Source organism: Psychroflexus curvus (assembly GCF_020164585.1).
Taxonomy (GTDB): Bacteria; Bacteroidota; Bacteroidia; order Flavobacteriales; family Flavobacteriaceae; genus Psychroflexus; species Psychroflexus curvus.
In genome coordinates, this window is sequence record NZ_JAIQZF010000002.1 from 422,855 (window position 1) to 444,831 (window position 21,977).

The 21,977-nt window shown below is 38.8% G+C and carries 19 protein-coding genes; 11 read left to right on the forward strand and 8 right to left on the reverse strand.

Annotated features, from left to right (window positions below; genetic code table 11):
- Window positions 1–140: 140 nt before the first annotated feature.
- The 6 genes from LB450_RS04060 to LB450_RS04085 all read left to right on the forward strand — a co-directional run bounded on the left by LB450_RS04060 (window position 141) and on the right by LB450_RS04085 (window position 5,799).
- Window positions 141–1,433 carry a T9SS type A sorting domain-containing protein gene (locus LB450_RS04060; RefSeq protein WP_224486577.1) on the forward strand — a complete coding sequence of 431 codons (1,293 nt, stop codon included), beginning with the start codon at window positions 141–143 and terminating at the stop codon, window positions 1,431–1,433.
- Window positions 1,434–1,462: 29 nt separating this feature from the next.
- Window positions 1,463–2,485: a LacI family DNA-binding transcriptional regulator gene (locus LB450_RS04065; protein WP_224486578.1), complete on the forward strand. Its 1,023-nt coding sequence runs from the start codon at window positions 1,463–1,465 to the stop codon at window positions 2,483–2,485.
- Between the two features lie 117 nt (window positions 2,486–2,602).
- Window positions 2,603–3,028, forward strand: coding sequence for a large-conductance mechanosensitive channel protein MscL (gene mscL, locus LB450_RS04070; protein WP_224486579.1), 426 nt, complete (start codon window positions 2,603–2,605; stop codon window positions 3,026–3,028).
- A gap of 89 nt (window positions 3,029–3,117) precedes the next feature.
- A complete protein-coding gene (locus LB450_RS04075) occupies window positions 3,118–4,920 on the forward strand; it encodes a GNAT family N-acyltransferase (RefSeq protein WP_224486580.1) in 1,803 nt (600 codons plus the stop codon).
- Window positions 4,921–4,932: 12 nt separating this feature from the next.
- On the forward strand, window positions 4,933–5,328 hold the full coding sequence (locus tag LB450_RS04080) for an HIT family protein (protein WP_224486581.1): 396 nt from the start codon (window positions 4,933–4,935) through the stop codon (window positions 5,326–5,328).
- The gene (locus tag LB450_RS04085) at window positions 5,329–5,799 is read left to right on the forward strand and encodes a CYTH domain-containing protein (RefSeq protein ID WP_224486582.1); all 471 of its coding nucleotides are present in this window, start codon (window positions 5,329–5,331) and stop codon (window positions 5,797–5,799) included. It abuts the gene before it with no gap.
- A 111-nt stretch (window positions 5,800–5,910) separates the two neighbouring features.
- Here the strand turns inward: LB450_RS04085 and LB450_RS04090 are convergent, their stop codons facing one another.
- From LB450_RS04090 to panC, 7 genes are all read right to left on the reverse strand, one after another.
- A complete protein-coding gene (locus tag LB450_RS04090; protein WP_224486583.1) occupies window positions 5,911–6,297 on the reverse strand; it encodes a TraR/DksA family transcriptional regulator in 387 nt (128 codons plus the stop codon).
- A 1-nt stretch (window position 6,298) separates the two neighbouring features.
- Window positions 6,299–9,706 carry an isoleucine--tRNA ligase gene (gene ileS / locus LB450_RS04095; protein ID WP_224486584.1) on the reverse strand — a complete coding sequence of 1,136 codons (3,408 nt, stop codon included), beginning with the start codon at window positions 9,704–9,706 and terminating at the stop codon, window positions 6,299–6,301.
- 487 nt (window positions 9,707–10,193) lie between these two features.
- Window positions 10,194–11,555, reverse strand: a complete 1,362-nt coding sequence (gene radA, locus LB450_RS04100; RefSeq protein WP_224486585.1) for a DNA repair protein RadA — start codon at window positions 11,553–11,555, stop codon at window positions 10,194–10,196.
- Between the two features lie 3 nt (window positions 11,556–11,558).
- Entirely contained in the window at window positions 11,559–12,704 is a 1,146-nt protein-coding gene (locus tag LB450_RS04105) for an alpha/beta hydrolase (protein ID WP_224486586.1), read from the reverse strand.
- 32 nt (window positions 12,705–12,736) lie between these two features.
- Window positions 12,737–13,699 (reverse strand): lysylphosphatidylglycerol synthase transmembrane domain-containing protein, encoded by a 963-nt coding sequence (locus LB450_RS04110; RefSeq protein ID WP_224486587.1) that lies wholly within the window; start codon window positions 13,697–13,699, stop codon window positions 12,737–12,739.
- Between the two features lie 5 nt (window positions 13,700–13,704).
- Window positions 13,705–14,052: an aspartate 1-decarboxylase gene (gene panD, locus LB450_RS04115; protein WP_224486588.1), complete on the reverse strand. Its 348-nt coding sequence runs from the start codon at window positions 14,050–14,052 to the stop codon at window positions 13,705–13,707.
- Between the two features lie 9 nt (window positions 14,053–14,061).
- Window positions 14,062–14,907, reverse strand: a complete 846-nt coding sequence (panC, locus tag LB450_RS04120; RefSeq protein ID WP_224486589.1) for a pantoate--beta-alanine ligase — start codon at window positions 14,905–14,907, stop codon at window positions 14,062–14,064.
- Between the two features lie 109 nt (window positions 14,908–15,016).
- Here panC and LB450_RS04125 point away from each other — a divergent pair, with 109 nt between their 5' ends.
- From LB450_RS04125 to LB450_RS04145, 5 genes are all read left to right on the forward strand, one after another.
- Window positions 15,017–15,838 carry a glycogen/starch synthase gene (locus LB450_RS04125; RefSeq protein ID WP_224486590.1) on the forward strand — a complete coding sequence of 274 codons (822 nt, stop codon included), beginning with the start codon at window positions 15,017–15,019 and terminating at the stop codon, window positions 15,836–15,838.
- Window positions 15,839–15,842: 4 nt separating this feature from the next.
- On the forward strand, window positions 15,843–17,405 hold the full coding sequence (locus LB450_RS04130; RefSeq protein WP_224486591.1) for a DUF4270 domain-containing protein: 1,563 nt from the start codon (window positions 15,843–15,845) through the stop codon (window positions 17,403–17,405).
- Window positions 17,406–17,416: 11 nt separating this feature from the next.
- The gene (gene glmS / locus LB450_RS04135; RefSeq protein ID WP_224486592.1) at window positions 17,417–19,264 is read left to right on the forward strand and encodes a glutamine--fructose-6-phosphate transaminase (isomerizing); all 1,848 of its coding nucleotides are present in this window, start codon (window positions 17,417–17,419) and stop codon (window positions 19,262–19,264) included.
- Between the two features lie 123 nt (window positions 19,265–19,387).
- Window positions 19,388–20,899, forward strand: a complete 1,512-nt coding sequence (gene atpD / locus LB450_RS04140; protein WP_224486593.1) for a F0F1 ATP synthase subunit beta — start codon at window positions 19,388–19,390, stop codon at window positions 20,897–20,899.
- Window positions 20,900–20,912: 13 nt separating this feature from the next.
- A complete protein-coding gene (locus tag LB450_RS04145; protein ID WP_224486594.1) occupies window positions 20,913–21,188 on the forward strand; it encodes a F0F1 ATP synthase subunit epsilon in 276 nt (91 codons plus the stop codon).
- A gap of 71 nt (window positions 21,189–21,259) precedes the next feature.
- Here LB450_RS04145 and LB450_RS04150 read toward each other — a convergent pair whose 3' ends face one another.
- A complete protein-coding gene (locus LB450_RS04150) occupies window positions 21,260–21,913 on the reverse strand; it encodes a 3-oxoacid CoA-transferase subunit B (RefSeq protein ID WP_224486595.1) in 654 nt (217 codons plus the stop codon).
- Between the last annotated feature and the right edge of the window lie 64 nt (window positions 21,914–21,977).

Here is a 21,977-nt window from a genome sequence, read left to right on the forward strand (position 1 = left end):
CTAAGGAAATATTTTTAAACCCCTTTATTTATAGAATGTGTTAAAAATTGAGTTGTATGAATTTTGTAGTGGTCTTGTTTTGAATATGTTACAATTTTTTATGTATATTTTATAGCTTTTTTTAACCAAAAATAAAAATTATGAAAAAAATTACAACTTTTTTAATGATGTTGCTAATGGTAACATTTTCTTATGGTCAGTCCCTGCCTTTAGACTTTGAGGTTGCAGAAGACGACGCTTTTAATGCATTCAATGGTGCTACAGCAAACGTGGTTACAGATCCAACAGATAACACTAATTCTGTTTTAGAATTAGTCAGTAATGGAGCAGATTTTGATGGAGCAACAATCACTCTAGATACTTATATTGATTTATCAAATGATTCGAATAATACGATTACGATGCAATTCTGGACAACAGATGCAACCTCAAGGACTCATTTATTAAAACTTGAGGGTAGTTCTACAGGTGCTACCGAAAAATATTTTGAAACAAATGTGTCAGGATGGCAAACTATAAGTGTTGATTTTGGTCCAGATTTAGGCAATGATTATCCAACATTAACAATTTTTGCAGACTCAGGAGTTGGAAATACCGCTACAGGAACTTATTATATTGATGATATTGATGGTCCTAATGGTGCTGTTATTCCTGTAGATCCAATCCCATCTACTCCTGCTCCAGTTCCAACTGCAGCAGATGAAGATACTTATAGTATCTACAACGATACTAATAATTATTCTACTGTTTTTCCAGTAAGCTACTCATTTGGTACGCTTTCTGGAGAGCCGGATTTAGATGACTCTGATACTGATAATAAGGCTCTGAAATTTAATTTTGGTATTGCAGGATGGGGCCAAGGTGAAGGTGGCCCTGATGATGTTTCTTCATATGATTTTGTTTCATTCTATTATTGGGCTGGAGCAAATTTGATTAACGGGTTTAGATTTGTAATGATAAGTAATGATGGTACCGTATCCGAATATGTATACCAAGTTGGTACGCAAACCACATTAGTTAAAGAACAATGGACTCGAGTTGAAATACCTATGTCTTACTTTACAGATCTAGGTTTTGCTAATTCAGCTCTTTTTCAATGGAAAGTTAGTCCCTACGAAGATAGTGTAGATAATTCTGGTATAGTTTACATTGATAATATATTACTAACTAAGGCTGCCTTGACCAACGATTCATTTAGTAGAGCTGAATTCAAAGCTTATCCTAATCCAACTCAAGACGTCTGGAATATTAAAACAACTGAAAATATTCAATCGATTCAGGTGTTTAATATCACAGGGCGTTTAGTGAAAGATATGAAGGTCAATGGTTCAGGCGCAGTTATAAACACCAGTGGCTTATCAAAAGGAGTGTATTTGGCTAAAATCTCAAATGAATTCGATCAAACGAAAACGATTAAATTAATAAAAGAATAAATTCATTAATTTATTAAAATAGCGTATGTTTGATAATCAAGCATACGCTTTTTTTTATGGTTACTTTAAAAGAACTTGCCAAACAACTCAACGTTTCTGTATCTACCGTTTCCAAAGCATTGCACGATGCCAAGGACATAGGGGAAGACACCAAGAAACGCATAAAAGAAGCCGCAGAGCTCTATAATTATAGACCCAATAAAACCGCTCTTGCCCTAAAAGTCAATAAAACCAATACCATTGGTGTGGTTGTCCCCGACATACTCAACCCTTTTTTCGCCAAAGTCCTTCACGGCATCGAAGAATATGCCACTGCTAAGGGCTATGACACGATTATCTGTGTAAGTAATGAACAGCTTAAAAAAGAAGCTAAAAGCGTCGAATTGATGTTGCAGGGACGTGTAGATGGCTTTATTGCTTCACTGTCAACCGAGACCCTTTCCAAAGAAAATTTCGTTCATTTAGATCAAATCAGCCTGAATAAGAAAGGCTTGGTTTTATTTGACAGGACTACCTCTGAAATTGACTGCGATAAAGTGGTAATCAATGATCAAAAGGCAATATACGATGCGACTCGAATTTTGATTTCTAAGAAGAAAACCAAGATAGCCTTCGTCAGTACAATAGAAGACTTACCCATTGGCTTATTGAGGAAAGGGGGATACCAACAGGCGCTTGTGGATCATGGCATAGAACCAGATCCTAATTTGGTACTGGACCTTACAGGTTCTCCGCAGCCTCATGGCTTGATAAAATCTTTTTTGTCTTTGCATGAATTTGATGCAGTCATTTCTGCGGACAATACCTCTTCGCTTATGTTTCAAAGTATCGTAAAGTCTGAAAAGCCAGAATTGATAAAGGAGATCATGCTCATCGGATTTTCAGATGAGAAAAATGCTTTATTGAGTTACCCCAGGTTAAACTACATCGATCAAAAAGCGATGAAAATTGGCGAAAAAGCAGCCGAAATGTTGATAAGCCGTTTAGAAGCCAAAGATCCCGATGCAAAGCCCAAAACCTTCGAGATGCCCTTCGAAATCCATATTGCTTAAACAGCTAGTTTAATTTTATATCGGAATGAAATATCTGGATGAAACCAACATAGAAGCTTGCATGTGTCCGACTGAGCCATTCAGGCGGGTGTGACCATAACCCATAAACATACACACATGAAAATCATTAAAGAATTTAAAGAGTTTGCCGTCAAAGGGAATATGTTTGATATGGCTATTGGTATCGTTATTGGCACGGCTTTTAGCAAGATTGTCACTTCTTTAGTCAATGATTTGTTTATGCCCTTACTGGGTTCTATTTTGGGCAATGTCAATTTTAAAGCCTTGAAAATCGTTCTTAAAAATAAAGTTGAAAAAGACGGCGTCATTATCCAGCCGGCCATAGAATTGACCTACGGGAATTTTATTCAGACGGGTATAGATTTTCTAATTATCGCAGTCTGTATTTTTCTGGTGGTTAAAGGCTTAAATCGTCTAAGAATTAAATCAGAAGATGAAACCAATCCCAAAGTGGCTACGCCAAAAGATATTGAGTTATTAGCAGAGATTCGGGATTTGCTGAAACAGCAGAAGAATTCTTAAACTTCACTATCATTTAACCCTTTAGAAAGCGAAACATTCCCTAACAAAATCCCAAACTTTAGTATCTTTACTCTCAAAATAAAATCAATATGGGATTTGTTACTGCTGCTGAAATTGCCAAGGGTCTTAATTTGTCCAAGTTTGGGGTACTCGGTAATGTCATGGGCAGCTTTATTATGCAAACGACACGGATTTCAGAATTGAATGGAATCTATGACCAATATGCGCATTTAGAAGGTCTGGAGTTTATAAATGCAGTCCTGCTCCACCTTGATGTTCAGTTTGAAATTCCTGAAAAGGACCTTAAGCGTATCCCTAAAACAGGTCCTTTTGTGACCATCTCCAATCATCCGCTTGGGGCTATAGATGGATTGATTTTACTTAAATTACTTTTAGAACAACGACCAGATTACAAAGTGGTGGCCAACTTTCTGCTGCATCGCTTAGTGCCTTTGAAGCCTTATGTGATGCCCGTCAATCCCTTCGAATCTAGAAAAGACGCCAAGTCGAGCGTTTCAGGAATAAAACAGGCCTTGTCTCATATTCAGTCAGGAAGCCCCTTTGGTGTTTTTCCCGCGGGTGAAGTGTCTACCCATTTGGCAGGGCGTAAAGTGGTGGACAAGTCCTGGTCCAATGAAGCGATGAGGTTGATAAAAAAAGTCCAGGTTCCTGTGATTCCTGTGTACTTTCATGCTAAAAATTCAGCCTCGTTTTACCGTTTAGCTAAGTTAAATGATAATTTGAGAACCGCTAAGCTTCCCGGTGAAATGCTTAAACAAAGCCATAGACCTATCCGCGTCAGGATTGGAAATTCAATATCGGTTAAAGATCAAAATGAATTTGAAGATCTTACAGACTATTCCAATTTTTTAAGACGCAAAACCTATTTTTTAGCCAATTCTTACGAAAAGAAGAATCTGCTGGAAAACTTACCTAAGCAAATCAAATTTCCGATTAAACGACCTCCAAAGTCCATCGCCGATGAAATAGACTGTGAAGCTCTGGCGGGTGAAGTGCAAGACTGCAGGGATAAATCCCGAAGGTTGCTTGTTAGCAATAACTACGAAGTCTTTATTGCCGAAAGAAAAGATATCCCCAACATTGTTTTGGAAATAGGAAGGCTTCGGGAAATCACCTTTAGATCGGTAGGAGAAGGCACTAACAAATCTGTGGATTTAGATAAATATGATGATTATTATCAACACATGTTTTTGTGGGATAACCAAGCCCAAAAACTGGTGGGAGCCTACAGAATGGGCTTAGGCAGCGAGATTTTTAAAAATCATGGCATTGAAGGCTTTTACCTCAATGAGTTGTTCCGTTTTGAGCCTGAGCTTTATAAAACCATGAGCGAGTCTATTGAAATGGGCAGAGCCTTTATCACTGCTGAATATCAACAAAAACCAATGCCTTTGTTCTTACTTTGGAAAGGAATTGTACATTGCACCCTGAGGTATCCGGAGCACAAATACCTTATTGGCGGAGTGAGCATCAGTAATAAGTTTTCAAAATTTTCTAAGTCGATGATGATTGAGTTTATGAAATCCAATTATTATGATCCTTACATGGCACAGTACGTCAGGCCTAAAAAAGAATTTAAAGTCAAGCTGAAGGATGTTGACAAGGATTTTATCTTCGATTCTGCCAAAGCTGACTTGTCCAAATTCGATAAAATCATAGATGAAATAGAGCCTGGAAACCTAAGACTTCCAGTATTGATCAAAAAATACATCAAGCAAAATGCAAAAGTGGTAGCCTTCAATGTGGATCCCCTTTTCAACAACTCCGTAGATGGTTTGATGTACATTCGTATAGAAGATATTCCTGAAAGTACTGTAAAACCAGTCATGGAAGAGTTTCAGGCCGAGCTAGAGAAACAGAATAAGAATTAAAAAAAATAACTTATGTCAACTATTTTTTCAAAAATTATTTCAGGAGAAGTGCCTTCTCATAAAGTAGCAGAAACCGATGAGTTTCTTGCTTTTTTAGATATCAACCCCAATGCTAAAGGCCATACGCTTTGTATTCCGAAGAAAGAAGTCAACAAGATATACGACCTGGATGAAAAGACGTATTTAGATTTAATGACGTTTTCCAGAAAAGTTGCTGTTGCCTTAGATGCCAGTATCGATTGTAAACGTGTAGGAATGGCTGTGGTTGGCCTGGAAGTGCCTCATGTTCATGTTCACCTTATACCGATTAAAACAATGGATGACATGCGTTTTGAGAAGAAAGACTCCTTTTCTGAAGATGAGTTTAAAGCCATCGCAAAATCTATTAGTGAAAACGTGAGTTTGTAAATGCAGGAAATTGAGCGTAAATTTTTAGTCAGTTCTGATGCTTTCAAAAAAGAAGCTTATAAAAGCACTAGGATTTCTCAAGGATTTTTAAATTCCAACAAATTACGAACAGTTAGAATTCGCGTTACCGATGATAAGGGCTTTCTTACCATAAAGGGAAAGAGCTCGGCTTCTGGTCTTTCCAGACTGGAATGGGAAACGGAGATTCCTAAAGAAGAAGCAGAGACCTTGCTAGAGCTTTGTGAACCAGGTCAAATTGAAAAAACGCGTTACTATGTGAATGCAGGCCAGCACGTTTTTGAAGTGGACGAATTTTATGGCAAAAACCAGGGACTAATCGTCGCCGAAGTCGAACTGTCCTCTGAAGAGGAGGTGTTTGAAAAGCCATACTGGCTGGGTGACGAGGTGACTGGTGATGCGAAGTATTATAACTCCATGCTTTCTAAGCGACCTTATACTGATTGGAAATAAAAAAACTGTTTCAAAACCTATCTTATTGTCATTTCTGATAATTAAATTATTATCAGGTCTGAAACAAGCTCAAGGTGACAATTTCAATGTTTTGAAACAGTTTTTAAAACCTTACTGCTTATTTTTTGCCTCGATGCTTAAGGTCGCATGAGGGACCAAAATCAATCGTTCTTTTCTGATTAATTTTCCGGTTTCACGACAAATGCCATAAGTTTTATTTTCGATACGAATCAAGGCATTTTTAAGATCACGAATAAATTTACCCTGTCTAATCGCTAGCTGAGAATTAGCCTCTTTGCTTAAAGTATTGCTGCCATCATCAAAAGATTTGAAGGTTGGAGCGGTGTCCTCAGTATCGTTTTCACTTCCATTTCTGTAAGCGTCTTCGTAAAGGTCCAGTTGCTTTTTAGCTTTCTCTATTTTGTCTAAAATCAATTTTTTGAATTCTGCAAGGTCATCATCAGAATAGCGCTCTTTATGTGTAGTTTGTTCTGCCATTTTACTTTTGTTTTTCAATTACTAAAACGGTACTGATATCGTCGAACTCTATCTGTAAACCGTCTTTTAAATTTGGATTAAGGTTGATAGTATTAGTTAGTGTTTCTGTTTTGATATAGTCAAGATTCTGATGAATAGCCTCAGAAAGTTTCCCGCTGTCCTGGAGCTCAATATTAATTCTGTCTGTGACTTCAAGCCCGGAATCTTTTCTCAGGTTTTGAATTCTGTTGACCAGTTCTCTGGCTATGCCTTCGTTCACTAAGTCCTCGTTGAGCGTGACATCCAAAGCTACCGTTAGTCCATTTCCACTAGCTACCAGCCAGCCTTCGATATCCTGAGAAAGAATCTCTACTTCTTCAAGACTAATAGCTGTTGGTTCGCCGTTCACTTTTAATTCAATAGTTTTAGCTTTCTCTAACTCGGCTATGTCTCTGGCTTCCATTTTTTGGATAGCCTGTGCCACATGCTTCATATCTTTTCCAAAACGAGGCCCCAAAACTTTAAAATTAGGTTTGATGTCCTTCACTAAAATACCTGAAGTATCATCAATAAATTCAATGGTTTTGACATTTATTTCTGATTTAATCAGTTCTGAAACTTCTGCAATTTGTTCTTTAATTGCTGGATCCAAAACAGGAATCATTATCCGTTCCAGCGGCTGTCTCACCTTGATCATTTCCTTTTTTCTCAAGGATAAAGCTAAAGAAGATATGCTTTGTGCCATCTGCATTTTATGTTCCAAATCTTTATCAATCAACTCAGGATTTTGCTTTGGAAAGTTGGCTAAATGTACGCTCTCTTTATGTTCCTCGAGGCTTGTTGATGTTAAATCTTTATACAGTCTGTCAGAGAAGAACGGCGCGACAGGCGCAGAGAGTTGAGCAATAGTCTTTAAGCATGTAAACAGAGTTTGGTAAGCCGATATTTTATCGGTTTTGTAGTCGCCCTTCCAGAAACGTCTTCTGCTCAAGCGCACATACCAGTTACTCATGTTTTCCTGAACGAATTCTGAAATCGCTCGCGTTGCCTTGGTTGGTTCGTAGTTGGCATAAAACTCATCTACAGTCTGGATAAGCGTGTTCAATTCTGAAAGAATCCAGCGATCAATCTCTGGTCGCTCTTTTCTGCCAATGTCTTTTTCTTTATACTGAAAGTGATCCAGGTTCGCGTACATGGAAAAGAACGAGTAGGTGTTGTAAAGCGTCCCGAAGAACTTGCGTTGCACTTCACCTATGCCTTCCAAATCGAATTTCAAATTATCCCATGGGTTGGCATTGGAAATCATATACCAGCGCGTTGCATCCGGGCCATAGGTTTTTAAAGTTTCAAAAGGATCTGCCGCATTGCCAAGACGCTTGGACATTTTCTGTCCGTTTTTATCTAAAACCAAGCCGTTGGACACTACATTTTTGTAAGCTACATCATCAAAAATCATGGTGCCAATCGCATGCAAGGTGTAAAACCAGCCTCTGGTCTGGTCAACACCTTCTGCAATAAAATCTGCAGATCTCCAGGTGTCTTCCACTTTTTCTTTGTTCTCAAAAGGATAATGCCATTGGGCGTACGGCATGGATCCGGAGTCGAACCATACGTCTATCAAGTCGGCCTCGCGTCTCATGGGTTGACCCGAAGGAGACACTAAAGTGATTTGATCGACTGTATTTTTATGTAAATCTACCTTATCGTAGTTTTCTTCGCTTAAATTATCCACCTCAAAACCCTCAAAAGGATCTTTATCCATAACACCAGCTTTTACTGCTTTTTGGATTTCTTCCTTAAGCTCTTTAATAGAGCCTATGATGATTTCTTCTTTGCCTTCTTCGGTTCTCCAGATAGGCAATGGAATGCCCCAGTAACGGGATCTGGATAAGTTCCAGTCGTTGGCATTGGCAAGCCAGTTTCCAAAGCGACCTTCTCCGGTTGCTGCGGGTTTCCAGTTGATGGTTTTATTGAGTTCGTGCATTCTATCCTTGAACTCGGTTACTTTTATAAACCAGGAATCTAAGGGATAATACAAAATAGGCTTGTCGGTTCTCCAGCAATTTGGATAGGAGTGCACGTATTTTTCAACCAAAAAGGCTCTGTTTTCCTCTTTCAGCTGAATAGCGATTTCCACATCTACAGATTTTTCTGGAGCTTCACCATCTTCGTAATATTCATTTTTGACGTATTTGCCAGCCAAATCACCAGCTTCCGGGCGAAATTTTCCTTTTAGATCTACTAAAGGCACCAGATTCTCATTGTCATCTTTAACGAGAAGTCCTGGAACTTCGGGCTGGACCTGCTTACAAACCATCGCATCGTCTGCACCAAAGGTTGGCGCTGTATGAACGATTCCTGTACCATCTTCTGTAGTAACAAAGTCTCCGGCAATCACTCTAAAGGCATTTTCTGGAGTATGGTAGGGCAGAGCAAACTTCATCAGTTGCTCATATCGAGATTCAATGAGGCTCTCACCTTTAAAAGATTGGTCGATGTAGTAAGGAATTTTCTTATCGCCTTCTTTGTAATTTTTAAGTTCTTCTTCAGAGTCAACTTTTACAAACTTCTTTTTGAAAAGAGAAGGAATGAGGGCTTTAGCAGCAATGACATTGTTTGGTTCAAAGGTGTATTGGTTGTAAGATTTTACCAGTACATACTCTATTTTCTTACCGACGGTAAGTGCGGTATTACTAGGCAAGGTCCATGGTGTTGTCGTCCAGGCCAGGAAGAAAATGTCACCCTCCACCTTTTGAAGTGTTTCTGGTAAGGTCTCTTTTATAGCTTTAAACTGAGCTGTGACTGTCGTATCCGACACATCCTGATACGTCCCGGGCTGGTTGAGCTCGTGAGAACTCAAACCTGTTCCTGCTTTTGGTGAATAGGGCTGAATGGTATAGCCTTTATAAATCAAGCCTTTCTTGTAAATTTCTGAAAGCAGCCACCAAACGGTTTCCATGTATTTGGACTTGTAGGTCACATATGGGTTTTCCATATCCACCCAATAGCCAATTTTTTTGGTGAGGTCGTTCCACACATCGGTGTAACGCATGACTGCTTCCTTACAGGCTTTGTTGTAATCTTCAATTGAAATTTTGGTACCTATGTCTTCTTTGGAAATGCCGAGTTCTTTCTCAACTTTAAGCTCTACGGGGAGTCCGTGAGTATCCCAGCCAGCTTTTCGCTTGACTTGAAATCCCTTCTGAGTTTTATACCGGCAAAAAATATCCTTGATGCTTCTGGCCATCACGTGGTGAATACCAGGCATGCCGTTAGCAGATGGAGGACCTTCGAAGAAGATGAAAGGCTCTGCGCCCTCGCGCTCGTCCATGCTTTTATCGAAAATGGCATTTTCATCCCAAAAACGCGTGATGTCTTCTGCGACTTTTGGAAGGTCAAGTCCTTTATACTCAGGAAATTTCTTGCTCATTTTTGCTTTTTTTCAAATGATTTGCGAAAATAAGGATTTTATCCAAATTGACCCCTAGTCTTGGGAAAATCTGAAATGAAGTTAGCGTTAAATACTAACAGGTATGTTTTTCTTAACCCTGTTTTGGATAACAATATTTTGAAAGCACTGTTTTTTTTGGGGGTGCAGGATTTCCACGTCTATCCCTAAGCCGGAGTGAAGATGATTTTGTGTTTTGAAATTTGTTTTATTTTTTATGACCTCACATTTCAGACCTCACAGTCCCCAAAGCATTGGGGACTGTGAGGTCTGATCTTAGTTAAATATTAACGTCAAACTTTATTCGGATTGGTACTGCCTTAAAGCGCGTTTAAAGTTTCAAAATTCAAGCTTCCGCAAAACCTTCAGTTGTATCTTTAAACCAGTCCCTTCGCATTAAGTTAACTCATAACGTAAAGCCATGTATCGCTAAACTTGAAAGTCAACGTAGGCAAAATCAATTTAAAAACTAAAAAAGCGCATCCACGACGTCTTCAATTTTGGCCACGCGAATGACATTGATTTTATAATCACTTCGGGGTAATTTGCTTTGTTTGGAGATAAGAATAGAGGCAAAGCCTAGTTTCTCGGCTTCCATCACACGCTGCTCCACCCGGGTGACCGGGCGAATTTCGCCTGCCAGACCCACTTCTGCTGCAAAGCAGATGTCTTTGGAAATGGAGACGTCTTCGCTGGACGATAAAATAGCTGCGACCACCGCCAGATCGATGGCGGGATCGTCTATGCTGATGCCACCAGTGATGTTGAGAAACACATCTTTGGCACCAAGTCGGAAACCTGCTCTTTTTTCCAAAACAGCCAAAACCATATTAAGTCGTTTTAAGTTATAGCCCGTCGCCGAACGCTGAGGAGTCCCGTAAACCGCAGAACTTACCAAAGCCTGTATCTCGATCATCATAGGACGCATGCCTTCCAGAGTCGCTGCGATGGCCGTGCCGCTTAAGTGGGTATCGGTTTTGGAAATCAGCAAGTCTGATGGGTTAGAAACTTCCACTAGACCGCCTGCCTGCATCTCGTAAATGCCGAGTTCGTGGGTAGAACCAAATCTGTTTTTATGCGCTCTTAAGATTCTGTAAGCGTAATTTTTGTCGCCTTCAAACTGAAGAACGGTGTCGACCATGTGCTCCAAAACCTTGGGTCCAGCAATGCTGCCTTCCTTGTTGATGTGCCCGATAAGAATAATGGGTACATTGGTTTCTTTGGCGTATTTGATAAGCTCCGAGGTGCATTCCCGAATCTGAGAAACACTTCCCGGAGAACTTTCGACGTAGTCGGTATGAAGGGTTTGTATGGAATCTATGATTAAAATTTCAGGTTCCAGAGCTTCAATTTGTGTAAAGATGAGCTGGGTTTTGGTTTCTGAAAGAATGTAGCAATTGGACTCTTCTTTCTGGATGCGTTCTGCTCGCATTTTGATTTGCTGCTGACTTTCTTCTCCTGAAACGTAAAGTACTTTTTGATTGAAACTCAAGGATAACTGAAGCAATAAAGTACTTTTCCCCACACCAGGTTCTCCGCCAAGCAAAGTTATGCTGCCGGGCACGATGCCACCCCCCAAAACACGATTGAATTCCTGATTGGAAGTGGGGATTCTGATCTCTTTTCCAATCTTGATATCATTGATGCGCTGAGGTTTTGAAATGCGTTTCGGCGCTGAAGAATTAGCTGGTTTCCAGGTCTTTTCTGGTTTGGTATCAATCACTTCTTCTACCAGTGTATTCCACTCTTTGCAGGCGTTGCACTGGCCTTGCCATCTGGCATGCTGCGCTCCGCAGTTTTGACAGAAAAAGGTTGTTTTGGTTTTTGCCATAGTTTAGTTTCCGTAAATTCTTTTTAGTTCATCTGCTTTGCTAAGCAGCACATCACTGTTAAGGTGACCTGCATTTTTAAGCCCGTAAGCAGACTGGTATTCTTTTATAGCACGCTTTGGGTCGCCTATTTTTTCAAAATAAAGTCCCTGGAAATAGTTGTGTAAAACAGTGCCAGAAGTTGCTTTTCTAGCGAGCTTACTCAGGTGTTGATAATCTTCCCAGACTTCTAATTCTTCTATAGCTTCAGCGGTTTTTAGAAAGTCTACTATACGAATTGGAACTTCAATTGTATAAAGTTCCTGGATAAGTAAGTATTTGTCCTCCAAAGTATTAGAAGGTGATTTGGCAGTTAGAAAATCAGTTTCATATTCAAGCTCAGAAATAGGTCCATAGGTAGAAAAAATAAAAAGTAATGCTCTGGGAATCGCATGTGCTACAAAACTAAAATGATCTGCGTTTTCAAAAACGCGATAGGTATACTTTAAATTAGGATTATCACAGTCTGAAAGATAAGAATCCAGGGTTTTGGCTTTAGTCTTAAGCTCAGGGATATCATGTTCTGAAGTTGCTAAATAATACCATATTTTTTGATCGATTTTATTTAGTTTTCTTTTAAGGCGTTCGGGTAGTTTTGGGGAGATATCCGGGCTTAAACTCATAAAACCATTAAATAGAGATTTTTCTTTTAGTAAATAAAAACTGGAAAAATTAGCCATATCATCTAAGCCGCCAATTATTGTAAAAGGAGCTGTTCTAAAGTTATCTTCGATATAGGATAGCACCTCGTATGCTATAAAATCAAAAAAGTCTTCGCCTGTGGTAGAGGGTAATTCGCTGCCTGGGTCTATGTTTCCATCCTGCTCTCTGAATCCAGCCTGGTTGATCCCGACTACGATAGATTCTGGAATAATTTCCCAATAACTTAGATAGTCGATATCCCCCGCAAAAGGCTCGAACAAGTAATCGCCATCCAACACAATGACAACTGGATATTTTTTTTTACCAGACTCGTAATTCCTGGGGAGTTGGAGTTTAATTTGCCTGGTTTCTTTTAGGATGGAAGAATTGACTTCGATGTACTGCGTTTGAGAATAAGAAGGGGTTTGAAAAGCAAAGGAGAAGAAAAACAAAAGTAGGGCGAACTTCATGAGCTTTGGTTTAAGCCGCTAATGTACTAAAATTATCTTCTGTTCATCAGTGGCAGAATTAAGAAAGAGAGCCCGCCCAACAGGATAACAAGTCCGGTTTGAGTTCCCCACATCACCCATCCAAAGGCTTCTCCTGTAGCAGAGGAAACTCCGAATGTGCTGAAGGCAATCCCTATGGCTATAGGATAAAGTCCAATGCCTCCATTGGTTACCGACATGGCAAATGCGCCAAAAATAAAAGCAACAAATGTGGCTTCCAGACCAAGAGCCTGCGTGTCTGGGAAGGCAAATTTCAAAACGTAAAACATGCCGACATAAAGTCCCCAAATGATAAAGGTGTGAATAAGGAAATACACCTTTTTCTTCATTGAAAATACGCTTTTCATACCCTTAAAAAGCTCTTCTATGAAGTTTTTTAGTTTTTGAAATAGGAGTAGTTTACTATTTTTAATAATTCTGAAACCAATAATCAGTACCAAAATAAGGCTAATAATTACCAGTCCTCCAAAAAAAGGATTAATGTTTTGGCTGGTAAAAAAAGAAAAAATCTTGTTGCTTTGGGAGATGGATGTCAGGCCAACTATGGCTAAGAGCATGATCAGATCTACAAGGCGTTCTGTAATGATGGTGCCAAAGGTTTTTTCAAACTTCACGTTTTCATAAGAAGCCAATGTCGCTCCTCTCAAAACTTCTCCAGACCTGGGGATGCCAAGATTGGCGAGGTAGCCAAGCATTAGGGGGAGAAAGCAGTTGTAAAATTTTGGAAAAATCTGAACAGGCTCAAGTAAGAATTTCCAGCGATAGGCTCTGGAAAGGTGGGACAAAACACCCATAAATAAAGAAATAACCACCCAAATGAGGTCCACATTTTTAATGTTGAACCACAATTGATTGAGTTCTTCTGAAGAAAATTTTGATAAAGAATACCAAATAAAGAAAATACCTAAAGCCATTGGAGCAAAAGTCTTTATCCCTTTTTTGACGGCTTTTTTCATAAGGCTTACTTCAATAGATTGCTATCGTTTGGGAAGACAAGTTTGGGTTTGAAGGTTTTGGCCTCTTCTGGTGTCATGATGGCATAAGCCATTAGAATTAAAATATCTCCGGGAGAAACCTTTCTTGCTGCGGCACCGTTTAAAGTGATTTCTCCACTTCCTCTCTCGCCAGGAATAGCGTAAGTCTCCAGTCGCTCTCCGTTGGAATTGTTAACCACTTGTACCTTTTCGCCTTCTACGATATTGGCGGCGTCCATGAGATCTTCATCTATGGTGATACTACCGATGTAGTTGAGGTCAGCACCAGTAACTTTTACACGGTGGATTTTAGATTTTATAAGATGTATTTGCATGTTTTTTTTCTAATATAGCGCCATATTGTCGATAAGTCTTACCTCACCAAGAAAAGCGGCGATAAAAGCTCTGTGTTTTTCTCCGGGTTCTTTGGTTTTAGTTGGAATAAGATCTTTTTCATTTACGATTGAAAAGTATTCAAGTTCAAAAGACGGGTGAGACTGAAACAACTGTTCTATTTCTTTTTCAATAGTTTCTATTGAATTTGTAGAGAACCTATTTTTCGCCTTCGTTAAGGCTTCGTGGATCAATTCTGCTTCCTTGAGTTGAGCGTCATTCAGGCGAAAATTTCTCGAGCTTTGAGCAAGGCCAAATTCGTTTCGGCTTGTTGGACAGCCCATAATTTCTACGTCTTGGCCTGTTATTTCGACTAATTTCTTGACGACCATCAATTGCTGATAATCTTTTTCCCCAAAAAAGGCTTTATCTGGTTTTACAATGTCAAAAAGTCTTTTTAAAACACTGCCTACACCTTCAAAATGCCCAGTTCTAAATTCACCTTCCATAAAGTTGACAAAATTTCCAAATTCAAACGGTTCGGTTTCAACTTTATCGCTGTAAATTTCCTCTACTTCGGGTGTAAAAACAATAGTTTCGGGATTGTGATCTTTTAAAAACTCGGTGTCTTTGGACACATTGCGAGGATATTTTTCCAGATCTGAAGTGTTATTGAATTGTGTTGGATTCACAAAAATGCTGACTACAATCCTATCGCATTGAGAGTAGGCGAAGTTGATTAGTGAGAGATGACCCTCGTGTAAAGCTCCCATAGTGGGCACAAGCCCTATTGTTTCGCCCTCTTTTTTAGCAATCTCTAAAGTTTCTTGGAGAGATATCTTTGAATTTATAACCACAGGTTGCGTATCTATTTTGGATTTGCAATATTAATATTTTCGCGGGAAACCGCATAAATTTTTGTAAATTTGCAAACTTTTTGTCATTAATCTTTAATGTAAAAATTTTATGAAAGATAAACGCATACTATACGTTTCATCTGAGGTTGTTCCTTATTTGCCAGAAAACGATATTTCTTCAGCAGCTTTTGAAGCTCCGAAATTGATTAATGCAGCGGGTGGACAAACCCGTATTTTTATGCCAAGGTTTGGAAATATAAACGAACGCAGGCACCAACTCCACGAAGTGATAAGGCTTTCTGGAATGAACCTGGTAATCAATGATTTAGATATGCCGCTTATTATTAAAGTGGCCTCTATTCCTAAAGAAAGGATGCAGGTTTATTTTATAGACAATGAAGATTATTTCAAAAGAAAAGCCACGTTTTCTGATGAAGACGGTGAATTGTTTGATGATAACGATGAGCGAGCTATATTCTTTGCTAAAGGGGTTATTGAAACGGTAAAAAAATTAAATTGGGCGCCAGATATCATTCACGTCCACGGCTGGATGTCGTCCTTATTGCCTATGTATTTGAGACATTATTATGGCAATGAACCTTTGTTTTCTGATGCTAAAATTGTGACTTCATTGTACAATCAAAGTTTTGAAGGAGCCTTAGATGAGGAAATGAAAATGAAGGTTCTGTTTGATGGGATTGAGGATGCTGCTGTTGCACATTTAGATAATCCAACGCATGATAACATATTGAAAGTCGCGATAGATAATTCAGATGGTCTTGTGATAGGAAGCGAAGAAATTTCAGATGATCTCAAAGCTTATATCGAAAATTCAGAACTTCCCATTCTGCCATATGTGAAGCGAGAAGAGATGGCGAATGCCTACCAAACTTACTATCTAAGAGATATTTTAAATGAAGAAGAAGATTAGTTATATGTCAAAATTTGTATTAAGAAGCTTAGCTTCAGTTATTGTTTTAAGCTTTCTGTTGTCCTGTGAAAATGAGTATTCCGAAGTAGGAACAGATATCATTAACAGTATAAAAGTCCAACCTCCTTACGAAACCGAAAATCTTGTAGCTTACAGCGAAAAACATAACTCTATTCAGACCAATGGATACAGTAATTATCTATTAGGAAAGTATGATGATCCCGTTTTTGGGGCCTCTGATGTCAAAATTTTAACGCAAGTCAGTTTAACACAAACCAATCCAGATTTCGGAGAGACCCCGGTGGTGGATTCTGTTGTGATGACGCTACCCTTTTACAGTACCCAAGTTGAAGAAAATGAATATGAATTAGATTCTGTATACGGAGAAGGTAGTTTTAAGTTGAATGTTTTTCAGTCAAATCAATATTTAAGAGATTTAAATCCAGGGCCTGGTGGTGAATTTGAAGAAAGGCAGCTTTATTTTACAAATCAACTAGATGAGTTTAGATCTAATATAGAATCTTCACCTGTATTCACTTCAGCCTCGATAAAGCCTTCCGGACTTACAAAACCAGTTGTTTTGTTCAACACTCTCGAGAATGGGGATGTAGATACATTAAGTCTGTCACCGAGAATTCGCGTCAAGATGCCAATCCAGTATTTTAAAGATAAACTGATCAACCCAACAAATCCTGAAGTCCTGGTAAGCAATAATGCATTTAAAAATTACTTGAGAGGATTTTTGATCGAAGCAGTGCAGCAGGAGACCAAGTCGAGCATGTCTATGTTCAATCTTAATGACGCAGATGCTAATATCACGATGTATTATAAAAACGAAACGGAAGAAGTTGATGATGAAGGGGTGGCAACCACAGAAACTACATACGGTCAATTTACTATGAACTTCAACGGGATAACATTAAATTTCTATGAAAATAATTTCGCTGTAGATTTATCTGATCAAAACCTTGAAGAAGGAGAGGAAAATATTTATTTGAAAGGCGGTGAAGGCTCTTCGGGAATCATAGAATTGTTTACGGGACAAGACCTGGACGGTAACGGTGTGTCTGATGAGCTGGATGAGTTGAGAGAGAAAAACTGGCTTATCAACGAAGCAAATCTAGATCTTTATATCAATGAAGAGGTTGCATCAGAACCTGAGAACCGAATTAACAGAGTGTTTTTGTTTAATTTGGACGATGAGACTATTTTGGAAGATTTCAGAAGAGATCCAACAGCTTCAGAAAACCCTAACCTTTCCAGACAGGTGCATTTAGGTCCGCTAACAGAAGATGAAAACGGTGATTTATTTTATAGAATACGATTAACATCCTATATCAATAATGTAATCAACAATGACTCTACGAACGTGAAATTGGGACTTTATGTGTCACCAAATGTCAACAATCCCAGTTTGGTTAAAACAAGAAATCCGTCTCTGGGTATTTCTGAAAATGTCCCTAGAGTTATGTTGGAAACCCCTCGTGGTATAGTTCTTCACGGCAATCAATCAGCTACTGAAGCTAAAAGGCTTAAATTGAGAATAATTTATACTGAAACTAACTAAAATCTATTTATATGTGTGGAATCGTAGGATATATTGGTAAGCAAGAAGCTTATCCTATTATACTCAAAGGTTTAAAACGACTGGAGTATAGAGGTTACGATAGTGCGGGTATTGCCGTTTTTGACGGTAAAGACCTTAATATTTGTAAAACAAAGGGAAAGGTTGCAGATTTACAAGCGAAGTGCGAATCTGAAATGCCTCTGAAAGGAAGCGTAGGGATAGGTCATACACGTTGGGCAACGCATGGAGAGCCAAATGATGTCAACTCACATCCTCATTATTCAAACTCTGGAAACCTTGCCATCATACATAACGGAATCATAGAAAACTATGAATCTTTAAAAAAAGAGCTTCAAAATAGGGGGTATACATTTTCATCGGATACAGATACGGAAGTCCTTGTGAATTTGATCGAGGATATCATGATCAATGAAGAAGTGAAATTGGGTAAAGCGGTTCAAATAGCCTTAAACCAAACGGTTGGAGCTTATGCTATAGCCGTTTTTGATAAAAAAAAGACAAACGAAATCGTCGTGGCCAGATTGGGAAGTCCTTTGGCTATTGGAGTTGGAGATGATGAATATTATATAGCTTCAGATGCCTCCCCGTTTATAGAATATACCAAAAAAGCCATTTATCTTGAGGACGGTGAAATGGCAGTGGTAAGGCTAGGAAAGCATGTGAAAGTAAGAAAAATAAAAGATGATTCTTTAGTAGATCCTTATGTTCAAAAGCTTCAGATGAATCTTGATCAAATTGAAAAAGCGGGCTACGAGCATTTTATGCTCAAAGAAATCTATGAGCAACCAAGTGCAATCAAAGACACATACAGAGGTAGAATGCTCGCAGAACAGGGGATTATCAGAATGGCAGGTGTGGACGATAACCTTGAAAGGTTTTTAAATGCCAAACGTATTATCGTTGTGGCTTGTGGAACGTCTTGGCATGCAGGATTGGTTTCTGAATATATTTTTGAAGACCTGGCAAGAATTCCGGTGGAAGTAGAATATGCTTCAGAATTTAGATATAGAAATCCTGTTATAGATAAAGAAGATGTCGTCATTGCTATTTCTCAAAGTGGAGAAACGGCAGATACCATGGCTGCTATTAAACTGGCTAAAGAAAATGGCGCTTTTGTTTTTGGAGTTTGTAATGTGGTAGGCTCATCGATTTCAAGAGAAACTCACGCTGGAGCTTACACACATGCAGGTCCGGAAATAGGAGTTGCTTCTACTAAAGCTTTTACAACTCAGATTACAATATTGAGTTTGATAGCTTTAAAATTAGGGAAAGCAAAAGGGTCTATTTCAAATTCAGATTACCATATGTACCTGAATGAAATGGAACAGATTCCGGCAAAAATAGAAAAGGCTCTAGAGTCTAATAAACATATTATAAAAGTTGCGGAGGTTTATAAAAACTCAAAAAACTGTCTTTACTTAGGAAGAGGCTATAATTTCCCCGTAGCTTTGGAGGGTGCGCTGAAGCTTAAAGAGATTTCATACATCCACGCCGAAGGGTATCCTGCTGCAGAAATGAAGCATGGTCCTATTGCGCTTATCGATGAACAAATGCCTGTGGTAGTTATTGCTACCAAAAGAGGGCATTATGAAAAAGTGGTAAGCAATATCCAGGAAATAAAGTCCAGGAAAGGGAAAATCATTGCTATTGTTACAGAAGGAGATACGTCTGTAAAGGACATAGCAGATCATGTGATAGAAGTTCCCGAGACTTTTGAAGCACTTACGCCCTTACTCACAACTATACCACTACAATTATTTTCATATCATATTGCTGTGATGTTAGGTAAAAATGTAGATCAGCCAAGAAATCTTGCGAAATCTGTAACGGTTGAATAAGTAAAAAACATTTATTGATTAAATAGCATATTGCAATAAAAGATTTATTTAAATACTATATATTTGCAAAAAAAATTAAATACGGATTTTCTCAGAAAATTCACTAAATAAAATCCTTAGATAATGTCTAAAGTTAAAGGTAAAATCACTCAAATTATTGGTCCTGTTATCGATGTAGAATTCGAAAACACCAAAGACTTGCCAAGAATCTATGATTCTTTGGAAGTAAAACGTGAAAGCAAATCAGATCTCATTCTTGAAGTACAATCGCATATTGGTGAAAACACTGTAAGAACCATTGCGATGGATTCTGCAGATGGTTTGAGCCGAGGAACAGAAGTGCTTAGTACAGGCAATCCAATACAAATGCCGATAGGAAAAGATATCTACGGGCGTTTGTTCAACGTAACCGGAGATGCTATCGACGGTCTTGGAAATCTTCCTAAAACAGGAAAAGATGGCATGTCTATCCACAGAGATGCTCCAAAATTTGAGGATTTAGCAGTAACTACTGAAGTCCTTTTTACAGGAATTAAAGTTATAGATCTTATTGAACCTTATTCCAAAGGTGGTAAAATTGGATTATTCGGTGGTGCAGGTGTTGGTAAAACAGTACTTATCCAGGAATTAATCAACAATATTGCTAAAGGTCACGGGGGGCTTTCTGTATTCGCTGGAGTTGGAGAACGAACCAGAGAAGGAAATGACTTACTACGTGAGATGCTCGAATCTGGTATTATTAAATATGGAGACGACTTTATGCATTCCATGGAAGAAGGTGGATGGGATTTGAAAAAAGTAGATAAATCGGGGATGAAAGAGTCCAAAGCGACTTTCGTTTTTGGACAAATGAACGAGCCTCCTGGGGCGCGTGCTCGTGTAGCCTTATCTGGTCTTACAATTGCGGAATATTTCCGTGATGGTGCAGGTGAAGCGCAGGGAAAAGACGTTCTTTTCTTCGTAGACAATATCTTTAGATTTACGCAGGCAGGTTCAGAGGTGTCTGCACTTCTGGGTCGTATGCCCTCTGCTGTAGGTTACCAGCCTACCTTAGCAACCGAAATGGGAGCTATGCAAGAGCGTATTACATCCACCAAAAAAGGATCTATTACTTCTGTACAAGCGGTTTATGTTCCTGCAGATGACTTGACGGATCCAGCTCCAGCAACAACCTTTTCTCATTTAGATGCTACTACAGTACTTTCAAGAAAAATTGCTGAACTAGGTATTTACCCGGCAGTGGATCCTTTGGATTCAACGTCGAGAATTTTGACAAGAGATATTCTTGGTGATGATCATTACGATTGTGCACAGCGTGTAAAAGAATTACTTCAGAAATATAAAGAACTACAGGACATTATTGCCATCCTGGGTATGGAGGAATTATCTGAAGAAGATAAACTTTCGGTATCCAGAGCAAGACGTGTTCAAAGATTCCTTTCTCAACCTTTTCATGTTGCTGAGCAATTCACAGGACTCAAAGGGGTTCTTGTAGATGTAAAAGAAACCATCAAAGGCTTTAATATGATTATGGATGGAGAACTTGATCACATTCCAGAATCTGCTTTTAACCTGAAAGGATCTATCGAAGAGGCTATTGAAGCAGGAGAAAAAATGCTAAACGAGGAAGCGTAAAAACATAAATTAAATGCACCTAGAAATAGTAAGCCCAGAACAAATTATACTCAGTGATGAGGTGAAATCCGTGAATGTACCAGGGATAAGTGGGGAATTTCAAATTTTGGATAACCACGCGCCTGTCGTTTCAGTTTTGAAGAAAGGTTCTATCAAATTGGATACTTCTGTCACTTTACCAAAAGCGTCTAAAGACCAATTTTATAAAGAAGACTCAAAATTCTATTTTGATATTTCCGGAGGTGTTATTGAACTTAAAGACAATAAAGTTGTCATACTGATTGATTGATACAAATTTAAATTTATAAAAAAAAGGGCTGATCTTCAAGATTAGCCCTTTTTTGTTTTTCAAGCATTTGGTTAGATAGACATTTCAGGAATGTCACCTTCTATGATCAAATCGCCTTCGGTGGCTTTTTTTATCTCCTCTATACTTACACCTGGTGCGCGTTCCAAAAGCCTGAATTTTTTATCCACGATATCCAAAACTGCCATGTTGGTGACGATTTTGGTCACACATTCTACGCCAGTAAGGGGGAGGGAGCAAGCTTTTAATAATTTAGAGTCGCCTGCCTTGTTGGTATGCATCATAGCGACAATTATATTTTTGGCTGAGCCAACAAGATCCATAGCGCCCCCCATGCCTTTTACCATCTTACCTGGAATTTTCCAATTGGCGATATTCCCATTTTGAGCGACTTCCATGGCTCCTAAAATAGTGAGGTCTACGTGTTGTCCTCGTATCATACCAAAGCTCATAGACGAGTCAAAAAAACTGGCTCCAGGAAGAGCGGTAATCGTTTGTTTTCCCGCATTGATGAGGTCGGCATCGACTTCTTCTTCCTTAGGAAAAGGACCCATACCCAAAATTCCATTTTCACTTTGGAATTCCAACTCTATATCATTGCGAACGTAATTGGCAACAAGAGTTGGGATGCCAATGCCAAGATTGACGTAATACCCATCCTGCACTTCTTGAGCAATTCGTTTTGCAATTCCGTTTTTATCTAACATTTTATTTAATTTGAAAATTAATCAGTGTAACAATGTACTATATGTTTTAATTAGCTAACCTACC

Coding starts and splice junctions, on each gene's coding strand:
- LB450_RS04125 (WP_224486590.1), top strand. CDS start 15,017: ATGAAAGATAAACGCATACTATACGTTTCATCTGAGGTTGTTCCTTAT.
- LB450_RS04145 (WP_224486594.1), top strand. CDS start 20,913: ATGCACCTAGAAATAGTAAGCCCAGAACAAATTATACTCAGTGATGAG.
- radA (WP_224486585.1), bottom strand. CDS start 11,555: ATGGCAAAAACCAAAACAACCTTTTTCTGTCAAAACTGCGGAGCGCAG.
- LB450_RS04085 (WP_224486582.1), top strand. CDS start 5,329: ATGCAGGAAATTGAGCGTAAATTTTTAGTCAGTTCTGATGCTTTCAAA.
- LB450_RS04090 (WP_224486583.1), bottom strand. CDS start 6,297: ATGGCAGAACAAACTACACATAAAGAGCGCTATTCTGATGATGACCTT.
- LB450_RS04060 (WP_224486577.1), top strand. CDS start 141: ATGAAAAAAATTACAACTTTTTTAATGATGTTGCTAATGGTAACATTT.
- atpD (WP_224486593.1), top strand. CDS start 19,388: ATGTCTAAAGTTAAAGGTAAAATCACTCAAATTATTGGTCCTGTTATC.
- LB450_RS04080 (WP_224486581.1), top strand. CDS start 4,933: ATGTCAACTATTTTTTCAAAAATTATTTCAGGAGAAGTGCCTTCTCAT.
- LB450_RS04150 (WP_224486595.1), bottom strand. CDS start 21,913: ATGTTAGATAAAAACGGAATTGCAAAACGAATTGCTCAAGAAGTGCAG.
- LB450_RS04110 (WP_224486587.1), bottom strand. CDS start 13,699: ATGAAAAAAGCCGTCAAAAAAGGGATAAAGACTTTTGCTCCAATGGCT.
- panD (WP_224486588.1), bottom strand. CDS start 14,052: ATGCAAATACATCTTATAAAATCTAAAATCCACCGTGTAAAAGTTACT.
- LB450_RS04105 (WP_224486586.1), bottom strand. CDS start 12,704: ATGAAGTTCGCCCTACTTTTGTTTTTCTTCTCCTTTGCTTTTCAAACC.
- LB450_RS04075 (WP_224486580.1), top strand. CDS start 3,118: ATGGGATTTGTTACTGCTGCTGAAATTGCCAAGGGTCTTAATTTGTCC.
- mscL (WP_224486579.1), top strand. CDS start 2,603: ATGAAAATCATTAAAGAATTTAAAGAGTTTGCCGTCAAAGGGAATATG.
- glmS (WP_224486592.1), top strand. CDS start 17,417: ATGTGTGGAATCGTAGGATATATTGGTAAGCAAGAAGCTTATCCTATT.
- LB450_RS04130 (WP_224486591.1), top strand. CDS start 15,843: ATGTCAAAATTTGTATTAAGAAGCTTAGCTTCAGTTATTGTTTTAAGC.
- ileS (WP_224486584.1), bottom strand. CDS start 9,706: ATGAGCAAGAAATTTCCTGAGTATAAAGGACTTGACCTTCCAAAAGTC.